The organism is Brucella pituitosa, from assembly GCF_003049685.1.
In the GTDB taxonomy this organism is placed as follows: Bacteria; Pseudomonadota; Alphaproteobacteria; order Rhizobiales; family Rhizobiaceae; genus Brucella; species Brucella pituitosa.
Window position 1 is genome coordinate 41,218 of the sequence record NZ_PYSY02000006.1, and the last position, 14,524, is coordinate 55,741.

Below are 14,524 nucleotides of genomic sequence, written 5' to 3' on the forward strand. Positions count from 1 at the left end.
GGTAGAACGGAAATGAGCGAAACAGCTTTGTCAATTAAAGCGATAGAGGTAGAACATGCGTGGAGATATTTCGAAATTCATTCCAAGCAAAGAATGACGCTTTTTAATTATTTTGTGGCAATTGCCGGATTAATTATTGCATCCGTTGGGGCATCAGCGCAGGCGAATTACTTATTTGTTTCAGGCTCGCTGGGTATTCTCCTCATTCTTGTATCTTGGATATTCTGGAAATTAGATCAGAGGATGTCTTTTCTAGTAAAAAATGCTGAGGAAAAATATTGTCTTATCGAAAGTTCTGATTTAAAAAGCGCAATGATCTTCACCGAAGAGCCAAGTAAATTTTACGAAGTAAACAAGTATAAGGGTTACTTTGGTTCTCAATGGACCGTTGGAAGATCATTTCGAGCGCTATTTCTTTTAATGGCGGCAGTGGGAATCATAACGGCGATATTTTCTGTATTTCGAATTTTTGAGTTCGTGCCTAACGATGAATTTAATGAACTGCAAATAATACATGTTCGGTATGTTTACATAACTTAGTTTCACGCAGGTTGTTTTCGCTTAAAACATGCGATTACTATATTATGTGTTTGGAGTGCAGTAACTATAGATTTTCAGTTAGCGTTGGGAAGAATTAAACTCTAATTGGAAAAGTGCTTTGCTCGTTTGCACGCCACGTGCGCAGAAGGTTGTGGGATCGGGGAGAAAGATTGAACGAAATTGAATACTTCATTACTGCAATGCTCACAGAGCAAGACGGGTTAGGCCTGCGGCCAGAACAACGTCAAGGTTGAGGGAGCCAGCAAGTCGTAGCAGATCGTCCCGGTGCTCGGTGATCAGCAACATGTTGATCCTGTTCGAGGCTATATCGTTGAAGATGCCGGAGTCGCCCGTGGTACCGATACGCCAGAATCGGGTGCCTACGACATCGACGATACGCGAGCCGAACTGGTAGCCGAGTAGATAGAACATGCGAAGATTGTGTTGGTATATCTGTTCGTGTCGGTCATGATTTCGGTCGGCCGTAGCTCGGTCTCTTGCTCCAGAAGGCCGGAACGGGCGATGTGGAGCTGGACGACGTGCCGTAATCTATATGTGGCTGGGGGTCACGAGTAAGGGATATTGAAATCATATATTTGAATGAATTAAAGCCCTTGTGGGTAGGGCTTTTGGTTTCCAGAATGAGATTCTTTTAGATGAGGCTATTATTTATTAAGTCATCTAAAACGTTTTCGTAATCTACAGCAATCGCATCGATTGCAGTATCAACGTCTAAAATTGGGAACACGAGACCAGTTTTATTAAAACTGGCTTCCATAACATTAGAGAGCGACCTGCCATGGACATCAAAACTCGTAATCCTGTAAAGTGGATACAAATAGTCAGGGCGAGCGCCTGCGTAACGCTTCATATTTGCGAGCATGCTACTTACAGGCATTCCTTTAATACCTGAGACCGTAAGCGACGATAACGGCTCCAGCTTTGAACCCGCTCCAGTGAGAAATGGTTTCCACGTTGGGTTGCCATTCAGGTCGTTAATAAGTTTAATGTAGTCGTGCGCAAAACCTTCGAGCACTTTATTATATTTTTTTGATGTCAATGTTAGATCATCAAACAACCAGATATTAGTAAAATAGTTTTCTAGCAGTGATCTAAGAAGTATATGTGAAAAATAACGATCATCTACGGTGGCTGAAAGATTAAGGTTTATATTTGAATATTTCAATGATCCTGCGATTGATATAAATCTTAATGTTTCTTGTAGGAAGAATCCAGTCGCATCATGCTTCGGTGTATAAGTTTTAATCTGTGTTTGTCTCGCAAGAAAATTTGTGAGTGACATATTATAGCCCCTGTTGTGGTTTGCCTTTTCTGCACTAATAATAAATTGGAATCAATCAGTTCCATAATTATGCTTATCTGACTTTTTCTTGTAGGGGGGTGGGTTCTAGTTTGAAGTGCGACTTGCAAATGATAACAATGAGTTATCCAATGCAAGGAACCTGTCATGGAACGCACCTACGCGCATATTGATCTGGATGAACGCCGCAGAATAGCGCGCTGGCGCACCGCAAAGCTCTCCGTTGACGTTATTGCTGAGAAGCTTGGAAGGCACCGCTCGACCATTTTTCGTGAACTCAAGCGCAATCAGTTTCACGATGATGAGATCAAGGATTTAAACGGCTATTACTGCACGATTGCCGAGCAGAAATCCCGCGAGCGGCGTTCAAAGCAACGTAAGCTGATCCGGTATGATGAGCTACGGCAGTCCGTGATCGATCACATCAGCGATGGATGGTCGCCGCAACAGATTGCAGGGAGAATGCGATTGGAACGCCATCCAATCTCTGTCAGTCATGAAACGATCTATCAGTTTGTGTATTCGACCGACGGTCGAAAAGAAGAGCTTTGGAAATATCTGCCGGAACGTCGTGCCAAACGACGCCCACGTCATGCCCGGCGTCATCATGGACGCCGCTTTCCACCAGAACTGAGCATCCTTTATCGTCCAGACATGGTTGCCAGACGCAAGCAGTTCGGACACTGGGAATGCGACCTTATCCAGTTTCGCAAGAGGTTCGGCAAGGCCAATGTGACGTCTCTAGTCGAGCGGGTGAGCCGCTTTACGGTTTTGTTGCGCAACAATGATCGTCAGTCACGACCAGTGATGGATGGGGTGATTAGGGTACTCCAACCCCTGCCCCAAATAGCCCGTCGCTCCATCACGTTTGATCGTGGCACTGAGTTCACAGAATGGGCTTATCTGCAGAATGGGATCGGGTCGCAAACATGGTTCTGTGATCCGCAGTCACCCTGGCAGAAAGGCACCGTTGAAAACACCAACAGACGCACAAGACGATGGCTTCCCCGAGATCTTGATCCGCTCACCCTCAGTGATCGAGACCTCGCCTTCATCTGTCATCGCCTCAACAATACGCCGCGCAAATGTTTGGGTTACAAAACACCTGCAGAAGTCTTTCGGCAAAAATTAATCGCAAACAGACATCGTTTTGCGTAAGCACAAACGGCAAAAGTCGCGCTTCAGCATGACCTCACACAGGGGGTACATTCTGTTTTAAACTGCAACATGCCAATGAATTCATGTGGTTAGCCATGGAGGAAATTGGATGTCAAATTGCTACTCACAGATCACTTTAGCGGAACGTCGCCGGTTATTTGAGCTGAAACAGCTTAAACTCCCTCTCGGCGATATTGCGCGGCTGATGGGCCGTCATCGCTCGACGATCTATCGCGAGATCAAGCGCAACAGCTTTCGGGATGCCGAGATTTCAGACTATAATGGCTATCATAGGTAAGCGTTCGCTGCGGACCACTTGTGTCTTAGCTTGACGTCTTGAAGTTCCATGGAAGCAGGTCGTCGAGGCAGCTTTGGGGGTGTCCGGCTGCGATGGCAGTGAGTGTTGCTTTGAGATAAGCAAAGGGTTCGACATCGTTGATTTTGCAGGTTTCGATCAGCGAAGCGATGCGGCCCCAAGCGATGCCGCCTTCGTCGTGACCTGCAAAGAGCGCGTTCTTGCGATTGAGAGCGATAGGCCGGATGAGGTTTTCAACCCTGTTGGAGTCGATCTCTACGCGACCATCCGTTAAGAAGGTTTGCAGGCCTTCCCATTGGTTATGGATATAGGTGAGCTTCTCTCCCAGACGAGATTTGGCGGATACGTTGCAACGCTGTGTCTGAAGCCATTCACCGAAGGCGACTACCAAAGGCGTGGTGCGGGTCTGGCGTGCGGACAGGCGCTGGCCGGGTGAGATGCCGCGTATATCAGCCTCGATAGCGTAGAACTCCGCAATCCGGCGCAGGGCTTCGGCGGCGATCTCAGAGCCGTCGCGGTCGAAGACCTCCTTCAGCTTGCGCCTTGCATGCGCCCAGCAATGGGCCATCCGAATGGGACTACCGCCCTTTCGAGAAGGTTTGGTCAGCCGATTGTACCCCTGATAGCCATCGACCTGCAGAATGCCGTCAAAACCGCTCAGGAAGACTTCGGCATTCTCGCCCGCGCGACCTGTGGCGTAGAAATAGACTACACCCGGCGGGTCCTCGCCGCCCCATGACCTGTCATCGCGGGCCAGTGCCCACAAATATCCGGTCTTCGTTGTCCCACGCCCCGGATCCAGCACCGGGGCGGTGGTTTCATCCATAAACAGCTTGCCAGACCGCTTCAGATGAACGGCTAGTCGGTCGACCATCGGTTTCAGGTGGAACGCAGCCTTGCCGACCCAATCAGCCAGAACGGCGCGGTGCAGATCAAGGCCTGCCCGTGCCAGTATCTGGCTCTGGCGATACAATGGCAAATGATCCGCATACTTGCTGACCAGGACATGGGCCAGCGTTGCTTCCGTGGGCAGACCACCGGTGATCAGGTGCGCCGGAGCAAGTGCTTGAGTCACCCCGTCGGTGCAAATCCGGCAGGCATATTTCGGGCGGACAGTAACGATGACGCGTAACTGCGCCGGCACGATGTCGAGACGCTCGCTGCGATCTTCACCGATCTTGTGCATCACACCACACCCGCAGGGGCAAATCAGGCTGTCCGGTTCGATAATCTCTTCAATACGCGGCAATGTAGCAGGCAAATTGCCAATGGTGCGCCTGGGAGCTGGCCTCGTCGTTCCGTCACTAGCTTTGTTGGAGCGCGCTTCTTTCTCTGCCTCGACTTCCGCGAGCGCGATGGACAGATCCTCGAATGCTAACTGCCGCTCGTCTACTGACAGCTTTTCAGACCGTTTTCTATGCAAAGCGTGGTTGAGTTCGGCGATCAGATGCTCTTGCCGCCGGGTGATATCCTTCAGCACCGCAACCTCTTCCATCAATGCCAGAACCGCCGCGCGTTGCGCGTCAGGAATGGCGGAAAGATCAAGGTCGGGAGTAATCTGCATAGGCCAAAGATACCATCAGAACCCCGTAAAAACACGTAAATCCAGATACTTGATTCATTCTGCCGCAGCTGGCGTTCTGGCTTCCAGAGCCTTGACTTTGCGCCAGTCGAGCCCGGAAAAAAGCGCCTCGAACTGCGCATGGTTCAACGTCATCAATCCGACTCTGACCGCAGGCCAGGTGAAGCTCGTATCCTCCAGCCGTTTGTAAGCCATCACCAGCCCGGTACCGTCCCAATATAGCAGCTTCAACCGATCCGCCCGGCGTGAACGGAACACAAATACGGTACCCGTGAATGGGTTCTCACGCAGAACCGATGATACGAGTGCCGCTAACCCGTCATGCCCCTTACGGTTATGAGGAGCTCCACATAACCGTAATTATGCGCTGACGATAACTATGCGGAGTCGTCATTGCCAGTTTATGGATTGTGTTGTCTGCGCAGATACTTAGATAAATTGAACACGCGCGAACGCTCCACATAACTATGCTCCCTCCCTATGAGTTCACTTGTGAGGAGAGCGTAGTATGATGGATGCCAATAATCGTAATCACCGGTTCCTCGATCCCGGACCGTTTTCGTCGTGGATCGATCGGTTCGCGGAAGAGCTTGCCGCTCAGAGATATGCGCCGCTGACCATTGAGGGCTACACAGCGTCGGCTCGTCATTTCGCAGCTTGGCTCTGCAAAGCGGGCATCTCGATCGACGTTATCGATGATAATATCGTTCGTAGCTTTGCCGAACATCGGTGTCGATGTCCCGGTGGGCGGGAGTGGCCGCGGATTTCGCCAAAATACTCGCGTCGTGTCCGGAGGTTTGTTTTTTTCCTGCAAAGAGCAGGTGTCGTATGCCCACCTTTGAAGATCGCGTCGCCATATCCCTTGCTTGATGGATATCAGAGCTGGTTGCGCATCCACCGAGGACTGGCGGAACGAACGATCACCCGTCACCTTCGCGACCTCCATAAGCTGTTGCCGTTGCTCGGCACAGCGACCCTCGACTATGATGCTAGCCTGATCCGTGATGTCGTCCGAGAGTGGCGCGAGCGCACCGGGCCGGCTGATCTGAGGACCCTAACAAGCGCCTTGCGTAGTTATCTTCGCTACCTCGCGGGTGCTGGCTTGTGCCGCCCCAACCTTGATCACGCCATTCCGCCGGTATTGCAGTGGCGCCTTTCGTCGTTGCCGCGGTATCTGGCAGCCGCCGACGTCGAACGCGTCATTGCATCATGCGATCGACTGGCTAAAGGCCGCCTGCGGGACCGTGCAGTGCTGCTCCTGCTGGCTCGTCTGGGACTGCGGGCCGGGGACGTGGCAGGATTGAGGCTCGACGATATCGAATGGACGTCTGGTATGCTGCGCCTGAGCGGCAAAGCGCGCCGACAAGTCCGGCTGCCATTACCGCAAGACGTCGGCGATGCACTTCTAGCATACATTGAGCAGGAACGGCCGTGCGTTCCTCAAGAGGCGGTTTTTCTTACAATGATTGCCCCCTACCGGTCGTTTGCGCATTCCGGTCATGTCTCCACGATCGTGGCGCTGGCGCTAAAACGTGCGGGCATTTCCGATTCTCCGTCGTCTGGAGCGTGCTTGCTGCGCCACTCCGCGGCAACCTCAATGCTCCGTTCGGGCGCCACACTCGAAGCTATTGGCGCGGTGTTGCGCCACCGTTCGCTCGATATGACCGCACATTACGCTAAGGTCGATGTCGCGATGCTGGAGCAGGTTGCCCAGCCCTGGCCAGGAGAGCTCCCATGCTGAGTGAACTCCTCGCCGATCATGTGGCGCTGCACCAGGCTCTGGGGTTCAAGTTTCGGACGCCAGGCATTCTATTGCGCAACTTCGTCGCGTTTGCCGAGCATCGCGGTGAGAACGTTATAACGACAGCAAGTGTGCACGAGTGGGCGCTACAGGCGCCTTCACGCGAACAACGTTGCAACCGCCTGTTGGCCGTCCGTCGTTTCGCGCTCTCGCTGCATGCTGAAGATCCGCGCCACGAAGTTCCCTCTGCTGATCTTTTCGGTCGCGCCAGTTGCAAACGCCGCACGCCGTATATTTATAGTCCCGGAGAGATTAGGGGGTTGATCGACGCCGCTCAGCGACTTGGCCCCGACAATACAATCCGATCTCTCACCTATGCTACTATGTTCGGGATGATTGCAGCGACCGGCATGCGTGTTTCGGAGGCGATCGCCATACGATTACCCGACGTGACAGACGACGGGTTGATCATTGCTCAGACTAAGTTCAAGAAGAGCCGGTTGCTGCCGCTACACACAACGACCCGACGCGCCTTGGACAGGTACCTCGCGACCCGCGTGAATGCTGCAAGTCAGAGCGATGCGCTTTTCATTTCGCATCAGGGAACGCCGCTCGCTTATCCGACGGTAATAACAGTCTTCCTGCAGATCGTGCGATCAATCGGCTTGCGAGGCGCTGCAGGATCGCCAGGGCCGCGGATCCACGATCTTCGCCACACGTTCGCCGTCCGCTCTTTCGAACGCTGTGCGCACGATTCCAAGGCGGTGGCGCGGCATATTACTGCTCTGAGCGCCTATTTGGGACATGCCCATGTGACCGATACATACTGGTATCTTCAGTCAACGCCGGAACTGATGGCGCATATGTCGGCAGCCGGCGAGGCATTGCATCGAGGAGTAACAGCATGACCCAGCTTGCCCAGCACCTCACCGCTTTCCTGCGAGAGCATCTTCCCCGGGAACGACGCGCAAGCGTTCACACTTGCGATGCTTATGCCTATAGCTTCCAACTGCTGGTGACGTTCGCCGCAGGAAGATTAAGCAAGCGACCGTGTCTGCTACAGATCGAAGATATCGACGTACCGATAATTCTCGCCTTTCTCGAGCACATCGAAGAAACGCGCGGCAATAAGGCCCGATCGCGCAACGCCAGGCTGGCTGCTGTGAAGTCCTTCTTCCGCTATCTTGAACATCGAGCACCCGCGGTGCTGGATCAGGCTCTTCGGGTGCACGCCATTCCGATGAAGAAGATTGACGAGGCGCTCGTCACTTCGCTTTCGCGTACCGAAGTGCAAGCGCTGCTCAATGCTCCGGATGGGCGAACCTCCTCAGGCATTTGCGATCGGGCCATGTTACATCTGGCTTTTGCTGGCGGGCTGCGCGTGTCCGAACTCGTCGGTCTCACCCTCGAACAATTCGACGGGCGGCCACCGGCTAGCATCCGTATCATCGGCAAAGGAAGACGCGAGCGCGTGCTTCCGCTCTGGCAGGAGACTGCCGCCGCAATCCGCGCCTGGATCGCGGTTAGACCGAAGGATGGCGACACGGCACTCTTCCTGAATAACGCTGGCAGGATGATGACGCGCTCCGGTTTCGAATACATCCTCGAAAAGCACGCCGTCGCTGCTGTCAGCGTCGCGCCCACGCTGGCGACGAGGTCGATATCGCCCCATGTGCTGCGCCACAGCTGCGCAATGCACATGCTTCAGGCAACGCGCGACATTCGCAAAGTAGCGCTGTGGCTGGGTCACACCTCTCTCCAGAGTACCGAGATCTACCTGCGCGCTGATCCGAGCGAAAAACTCGAGATGCTCGACGCTTTGGTGCCGCTTGGTATCAAGCCAGGCAAATTCCGCCCGCCGGATCAACTAATCGCTATGCTTGCTAAGCGATAGCGCATGGTTATGTGGAGTCGATGGATGTAGAAATGCCGACCGCTGCGCCAATCGGCGTCTCCGACTCCGCATAGTTATCGTCAGCGCATAATTACGGAAGTCGATGGACTTCGTCGCAACCATGATCCGTACCCGGTTGGAAGGAAATATCATGGGCAGTTAGCCAAGGCGTGCACCACCGATGCGATCCGATCCGCCGAAGCGCCAGCCTCCAGACGAATGACCACTGCGCCCGCGACTATTTCCGGACGTGAGGGAACATCAACATCAATGCACGCTGCCTGAGTGGTCGACCCAACCATTAAGGTTGCAAACTCCACCGGACCCTCTGGCGCAGGCAACACCAGCTGCCCCTTTTTTGCAAGAGTCCGCCACGTCGATACATGATTTGCAGGCAAACCGTGCCGACGTGCAACAGAACTCACCGTAGCGCCAGGCAGCAGCGTTTCTGCTACAATCCGCGCCTTCACCTCATCCGGCCACTTTCGGTTCCCGCGGCTTCTGCCACCAACTCGCAGAACCTCCAATGTAGTATCCATGGAGAAACTCCGTCCTGATCATCTCAAAAGTCTAATGAGACAATTAGAACTGTAATTGGAAGGTGGGGACTAGCGTACGCTTACTATCATAGTGTTGTTGCCGACAACATCAGCAAAGACCGCAGAACGCGGTTGCGCAAGCTCAGACGTTACCAGAGCTGCGCAAGTTCGTCATTGAACAATTGGAAGCACACTGGTCACCAGAGCAGATCTGCGGCCGACTGATTAGCCATGGTCTGAGCGCGATACGTCTATGCGCAGAAACGATCTATCGCTTCATTTACTCAAAGGAAGAATATGGGTTAAAGCTGTATGAGCATCTGGCCGAGATGCGCACAAAGCGCTGCCCACGCGGCACCAGAAGATCGCGCAGCTCCCGCATTCCAGAAGCGTTTCGCATTCATCAACGTCCTGATTTTATTGGCAATCGTCTGCAATTCGGCAATTGGGAGGGTGATTTGATCATCTTTGATCGTGACCTCGGAGAAGCCAATGTCATGACACTTGTTGAACGCAAAAGTCGTTACTGCGTCATCATTAAAAACAGCAGTCGGCACTCAAAGCCTATCATGAACAAAATCATTCAGGCCTTTGCAGCGCTGCCTTATCATGCACGCCGCAGTTTTACCTTTGATCGTGGTTCCGAGTTTATGGGTTATAGGGCTTTGGAGGATGGAATGGGGCAAGAAGCTGGTTTTGTGATCCCAACTCACCCTGGCCAAAAGGCCCTATTGAGAACATCAACAAGCGCATCCGACGGTATTTACCCAGCAATACGGATCTGGCGCAGGTCAGCCAGGCTCAGTTAGCCGCCCTCGCCCATAAGCTCAATGCGACCCCGCGCAAGTGTCTTGGATTTAAGACACCCGCAGAGGTGTTTGATAAACTTTTGCAGGAAGCAGCTTAATCAGATACCCTCACCGCCGGCATGATGCAGTTGGGGTAGCTTTTCCATGGCTATCTAAATAGGTTTATGAGTCGTATGCAGAGCAATCCATTCAATCAGCTTTTCTTGCTCGCATCTTTGTATGAAAAGTGTGTACTTTCCAAAAATTCGAACAATGTCGTTGTAATTTAGGTTTGCGATGCAGCCCTGATGTTCCTGCGCACCGACAGGTAGCCAACAAATCGCAATTTGGATAGCGCGCTCGTCGTTGTCGGATTCTAGGAAATCGATATAAATTTCACCGTCTTCTATACCGATTTCTTCACATTTGCATTTGGAAGGCTTAATAATTAGTACATTGCCCTTACGTAATGCATACTGGATAGTATTCGGGTTTATTTCGGATTTTTTTAATTTGGCTCTCGGTCTGCTTTTCACTTGTTAATTACCTCGTAGAAAATCACGGAACAACAATGACAAAATTTTGGATAAAGAGTAAATGTAATGAATAATCTGTATTGTCAAATATTTTCATAAAAATTAGTCAGTTTGCAACGATTGTAACCTCAGTCCAATGGAAGAAGTTTAATTAAATAGTTGATTTATAGTTTTGTAAGGTGTGTACATTAAAGTAAAGGAGTAAATGTTATTATGCGATACTTCTAAATGGAAATATGGAAGTTTAATGAGTTTAAATGAATATTTGTATAAAAGACGTAATAGTTTTTATTAATATTATATCATGAATTATACTTGTTGAAATTTTAATAAATATTTTGATATCCGTTAACGAAAATTTCGGGAACTTGAAGAGCCTATCTGCAAAAGATACCTGAATTTAATCGCAAGTTTGAAATCGCCATAGCTGCAAGGACTACAGAAGGGGTCGCTACAAGATTAGTTCAAAATTGTACGTTCTCATGAGCGATTTAGGTTTTCCGGCCGCGTTTAAATTACCCCGTTTTCACGAGGGTGGTCAACTTAGTAGCCTGTGCACGGTGCTGGAGATGACGAGCCGAACCGATGGTTATCATACTCTCATCCGCGGATTCTACCGCCTGACCATATTCGATGCGGGCTTGCCTCTCTCTAAGGACGGATGTTTATCCCAACGTACGTCGAGGGTTCCCTGATCTCTGGTCGTCATCTTCAGCATACTGCACAGGCAGAAAAGTCTGGCAAGTTGCAGATTACCTGGCTTGGATCGGTACGTGCCGCGCAATGTCCCAGATGAAGCCTGCAAGTTCACGTGCAACAGCTGTCAGAACACGAGGTTGCGGTTTTCCGGTTTTTGAAAGGTCCCGGTATCTCTTGCATAAACGCGTCTGTGCCTTCCATCCGATATCTTTAATCTCCTGAGGTTGATGCTGGCAGCGCTTCAGGTATGGCTGTCCTTCTCGAGCCGGGTGGCGATATGACCAGCTTGCTTCAACCATCATGGTTCGAGCCAGCGCATTTCCCGTCTTCGTAATACGGCCGCGTCTGACTGTACTGCCGCTGGAATGTTCACTGGGTACCAGTCCCAGCCAGGCCATGAGCTGGCGGGGATTTTCGAAGCGACTGATATCGTCTATCTCCGCGGCCAGGGTCGCAGCGATAGTTGTGTTGACGCCGCGCAATGATCGCAGAGCATCGACCAGATCACCAAAGCGCCAGTCCTTTACCGCATCTTCAATGGCTTTATCCAATGTGGAAATACGCTCTTCAATCTGCCGAATAGTTCGCTTCAATTCCTCAAAAGCCAGTTGCTGGTGCGGAAAGCGGAATTTGCGCAAATCATTGATCCAGCGCCAATGCATTTTTGTCCAGTAGGTCGGTCGAGTGTAGCGAAGGCCATGTCGCAACAGGAAGCTTTGCAGTTGCTGTTTCGCAATCTTCAGCGCGTCCAGAGACTGTTTGCGGGTCCGGATCAGGTCTCGCATAGCTTCCTGTCCTTCATCCGGCGTCCAGACTGGGGTCAACTCGCCTGCTCGCCACAGTCGCGCCAGCATTTCGGCGTCTCGCCGATCAGTCTTGATCCGATCACCAGTACGTCGTGGTATCATGGCCGGAGAGACGACAGCACAATCAAAACCAAGCTTCGTCAGCAATCGATGTAAACCATATCCGCATGGACCGGCTTCATAGCAGAAGGTGGGATGCGTATTTGTTGCGACAAGGCGCTTGGTAAGACGCCGAACACTATCAGCGGTATTGTCGATCACACCGTGAAAACGGATCTCCCCATTCCGCCCGTCATTTGCAATGGCAACAGCAATCGTATCAGCATGGACGTCGAGGCCTACATAAACTATTTTCTCCATGGTCGTTCCTTTCAAAACCAATATTGGCTCAACAAGGAAAACTTAGCGGCTTTGCCGCGAAAAATCGCTCATCTGGTCTTAGGTCGAACGAATAAGGAACGCGCTATTCTGCTGACTTCAAACGTTGCCGCCACATACGATCACCCAAAGCCTGCCATACTGCCTCGGAAGTTCACTTTCAGAAATTGCAGCCAAAGCCAACGCTCCCCTTGGCTCCGCCTTTATGCCAGTTTCATGGGCCATATGTGCTTGCGCTTCAATTACTCCCGCGTCTGATGCTGCAAGTGTACGGATCCCGATTTTCTGAAGAACGCTAAAAGCAAGAGATCCTATTGGTTGTGTTGCAAACTTTTCATCAACGGATGGACTGATAGTATCTCGGCTTTTAGTCAGCCGAGTATTTTAGATGTTCAAAGGTCGCCATTTCGATAAGTCAGTCATACTTCTGTGTGTCCGGTGGTACCTGGCTTACAATCTGAGCCTGCGCAATCTCAAGGAGATGATGGCGGAACGTCGTATCGATCTGTACCATTCAGCCGTCCATCGCTGGGTCATTTGCTTCAGCCCAAAATTGCTTGCGCGTTTCAATCGGAAGAAGCGTCAGGTCACACGCAAATGGAACCTCGACGAGTCTTAGATCGAGGTCAAAGGCGAGTGGCTGTACTTATATCGTGCGATTGATAGCAATGGCGATCCGGTTGATTTCTATTTCAGCAAGAAACGTGATTTCAGCGCTGCCAAACGCTTTATACGCAAGGCATTGGCCCGCCACGGAAGACCAGTGTGCATTACCATTGATGGAAGCGAGACCAACAGGAATGCTATTCTACAATGTGATGTGGAAAACCGGCTCAGACAGGATGGCAAAACGATTGTCATTCGCTCCAGCAAATATATGAATAACATGATTGAGCAGGATCATCGCCGCATCAAACGACGCACACGCTCCATTCTTGGGTTCAAGGCAGAAATCGCAGCGAGGATCACGCTCTCTGGTATCGAACTCATTCACATGATGCGTAAGCAGCAACGCGTCTTTGAATATCAAAAAGCACTCTCTATCAAACAACAGTTCGAAACACTCGCTGCATAAGTATGTCCAGAGTGTAGCCGTGCTCCGTTCAAATCAAATTTCTGCAACACAACCCTCTGAAAAGACAACATGGCGCGCGGGGGTGGTTTACGAAGCTGAGAATGGACTGGCTCGCTATGTCAGTTATGCGCAATCCTTCTTCCCGATCTCGGTATCTGAATATGTCGAAGACATGAATTTCTCGCCTATGACGGGAGGACAGATTGAGGCTGGCATTCGTTATCAGCCGCCCGGCACGAATATGTTGTTCAGCGCAGCCGTCTATCAGCTTGATCAGAACAATATCGTCACCCGTACACTTGCTGATGAGCTCACACAGATCGGTCAGCGGCGAGCGCGTGGATTTGAGCTTGAGGCCAAAGCCGAGCTGACTGATTAACTGACCATGGTGGGCTCATATTCGTACACAGATGCCCGGATCACCAAGAGTGAAGAACATTTGGAACTTGGCCAGCGCAGTGAAGACACACCCTATCATCAGGCTGCTATCTGGATGACTTATGATGTGACTCAGTTGGGCGTCGACTGACTGACCGTTGGAGGTGGTGTGCTATACACCGGATCGACTAGCGCATCAGGCATAGATAAGCCAATACCAGGCTACACGCTTGCCGATGCAATGGTTCGCTATGAGATGACCAAAAACATTACCTTGTCATTGAATGTCACAAACCTCTTACCAAGGCCTCCAAGCGTTTCTTCTCAAGACTGGTCAGGCAATTCGGTCAGCTCCGTGTCGTCGTGACGGACAAGCTGGGCAGCTATGTCAAGCAGATAAAGTCTATCGCGCCGAATGCCGATCATCGTGCTCATAAGGGCTTGAACAACAGAATTGAAAGTTCGCATCGCCTGAGCCGAAAACGGGGGGAAATCATGGGGCAGTCTAAATCGCCGCGTCAGGTTCAACGGCTTTTGTCGGACCACGACCAAATCAACACAATCTTCCGTCCCCGCCGCTACAATCTCACCGCTATCTCCTACCGCCATGCAAGGGCAGATGCTTTCTGCGTGTAGACCGAATACACCACAGTAATGACCGCTTGAAAAACACATATGCAAGCTGCTCAAGGCCTTGCCCAAACAACTTGGCAATACCATCAAGACTTAACGTGACACCACCACCTCGCTTCTTAAAGCCACTCGATTCAGTC

Annotated in this window: 13 protein-coding genes and 5 pseudogenes; 11 read left to right on the forward strand and 7 right to left on the reverse strand. The window is 51.3% G+C overall.

Annotation, left to right across the window (positions count from 1 at the left end; all coding sequences use genetic code 11):
- The first annotated feature begins 12 nt into the window (after positions 1–12).
- Complete coding sequence (locus C9380_RS24030) at positions 13–540, forward strand: hypothetical protein (RefSeq protein ID WP_128094921.1); 528 nt, start codon at positions 13–15, stop codon at positions 538–540.
- Positions 541–744: 204 nt separating this feature from the next.
- Here C9380_RS24030 and C9380_RS24035 read toward each other — a convergent pair whose 3' ends face one another.
- Together C9380_RS24035 and C9380_RS24040 are read right to left on the reverse strand one after the other, a co-directional pair.
- Positions 745–1,089 (reverse strand): Tn3 family transposase, encoded by a 345-nt coding sequence (locus C9380_RS24035; protein WP_151081339.1) that lies wholly within the window; start codon positions 1,087–1,089, stop codon positions 745–747.
- A gap of 103 nt (positions 1,090–1,192) precedes the next feature.
- On the reverse strand, positions 1,193–1,843 hold the full coding sequence (locus C9380_RS24040) for a hypothetical protein (protein WP_128094923.1): 651 nt from the start codon (positions 1,841–1,843) through the stop codon (positions 1,193–1,195).
- 165 nt (positions 1,844–2,008) lie between these two features.
- On the opposite strand from C9380_RS24040, the gene C9380_RS24045 reads away from it, so the two are divergent.
- Both C9380_RS24045 and C9380_RS24050 read left to right on the forward strand, forming a co-directional pair.
- Positions 2,009–3,019 (forward strand): IS30 family transposase, encoded by a 1,011-nt coding sequence (locus C9380_RS24045; RefSeq protein WP_024899184.1) that lies wholly within the window; start codon positions 2,009–2,011, stop codon positions 3,017–3,019.
- Between the two features lie 109 nt (positions 3,020–3,128).
- Positions 3,129–3,311 (forward strand): annotated as a pseudogene (locus C9380_RS24050) (helix-turn-helix domain-containing protein); the annotation flags it as partial.
- A gap of 31 nt (positions 3,312–3,342) precedes the next feature.
- Here C9380_RS24050 and tnpC read toward each other — a convergent pair.
- Both tnpC and tnpB read right to left on the reverse strand, forming a co-directional pair.
- Complete coding sequence (gene tnpC, locus C9380_RS24055; RefSeq protein ID WP_128094925.1) at positions 3,343–4,899, reverse strand: IS66 family transposase; 1,557 nt, start codon at positions 4,897–4,899, stop codon at positions 3,343–3,345.
- A 54-nt stretch (positions 4,900–4,953) separates the two neighbouring features.
- A pseudogene (tnpB, locus tag C9380_RS24060) lies at positions 4,954–5,238 on the reverse strand (IS66 family insertion sequence element accessory protein TnpB); the annotation flags it as partial.
- A gap of 187 nt (positions 5,239–5,425) precedes the next feature.
- On the opposite strand from tnpB, the gene C9380_RS24065 reads away from it, so the two are divergent.
- From C9380_RS24065 to C9380_RS24075, 3 genes are read left to right on the forward strand one after another with little or no spacing between them, the layout of a single operon-like run.
- On the forward strand, positions 5,426–6,658 hold the full coding sequence (locus tag C9380_RS24065) for a tyrosine-type recombinase/integrase (protein ID WP_247877678.1): 1,233 nt from the start codon (positions 5,426–5,428) through the stop codon (positions 6,656–6,658).
- The gene (locus C9380_RS24070) at positions 6,652–7,566 is read left to right on the forward strand and encodes a tyrosine-type recombinase/integrase (protein ID WP_128094927.1); all 915 of its coding nucleotides are present in this window, start codon (positions 6,652–6,654) and stop codon (positions 7,564–7,566) included. Before C9380_RS24065 ends, C9380_RS24070 begins: the two co-directional genes overlap by 7 nt.
- Positions 7,563–8,552 (forward strand): tyrosine-type recombinase/integrase, encoded by a 990-nt coding sequence (locus C9380_RS24075; RefSeq protein ID WP_128094928.1) that lies wholly within the window; start codon positions 7,563–7,565, stop codon positions 8,550–8,552. Before C9380_RS24070 ends, C9380_RS24075 begins: the two co-directional genes overlap by 4 nt.
- 149 nt (positions 8,553–8,701) lie before the next feature.
- Here C9380_RS24075 and tnpA read toward each other — a convergent pair whose 3' ends face one another.
- Positions 8,702–9,091 carry an IS66-like element accessory protein TnpA gene (gene tnpA / locus C9380_RS28380; protein WP_128094929.1) on the reverse strand — a complete coding sequence of 130 codons (390 nt, stop codon included), beginning with the start codon at positions 9,089–9,091 and terminating at the stop codon, positions 8,702–8,704.
- 75 nt (positions 9,092–9,166) lie between these two features.
- Between tnpA and C9380_RS24085 the strand changes: the two are divergent.
- Positions 9,167–9,998 (forward strand): annotated as a pseudogene (locus C9380_RS24085) (IS30 family transposase); the annotation flags it as partial.
- Between the two features lie 54 nt (positions 9,999–10,052).
- Here C9380_RS24085 and C9380_RS24090 read toward each other — a convergent pair.
- Together C9380_RS24090 and C9380_RS24100 are read right to left on the reverse strand one after the other, a co-directional pair.
- A complete protein-coding gene (locus tag C9380_RS24090) occupies positions 10,053–10,415 on the reverse strand; it encodes a hypothetical protein (RefSeq protein WP_128094931.1) in 363 nt (120 codons plus the stop codon).
- A 752-nt stretch (positions 10,416–11,167) separates the two neighbouring features.
- Entirely contained in the window at positions 11,168–12,280 is a 1,113-nt protein-coding gene (locus C9380_RS24100; protein ID WP_128094932.1) for an IS110 family RNA-guided transposase, read from the reverse strand.
- A gap of 406 nt (positions 12,281–12,686) precedes the next feature.
- On the opposite strand from C9380_RS24100, the pseudogene C9380_RS24110 reads away from it, so the two are divergent.
- From C9380_RS24110 to C9380_RS24125, 4 genes and pseudogenes are all read left to right on the forward strand, one after another.
- Positions 12,687–13,373, forward strand: a pseudogene (locus C9380_RS24110) (IS6 family transposase).
- A 19-nt stretch (positions 13,374–13,392) separates the two neighbouring features.
- Positions 13,393–13,752 (forward strand): TonB-dependent receptor domain-containing protein, encoded by a 360-nt coding sequence (locus C9380_RS24115; protein ID WP_164844737.1) that lies wholly within the window; start codon positions 13,393–13,395, stop codon positions 13,750–13,752.
- Between the two features lie 168 nt (positions 13,753–13,920).
- Positions 13,921–14,118 (forward strand): TonB-dependent receptor domain-containing protein, encoded by a 198-nt coding sequence (locus tag C9380_RS24120; RefSeq protein ID WP_164844738.1) that lies wholly within the window; start codon positions 13,921–13,923, stop codon positions 14,116–14,118.
- Positions 14,055–14,387, forward strand: a pseudogene (locus C9380_RS24125) (DDE-type integrase/transposase/recombinase); the annotation flags it as partial. The gene C9380_RS24120 and the pseudogene C9380_RS24125, both read left to right, overlap by 64 nt.
- Between the last annotated feature and the right edge of the window lie 137 nt (positions 14,388–14,524).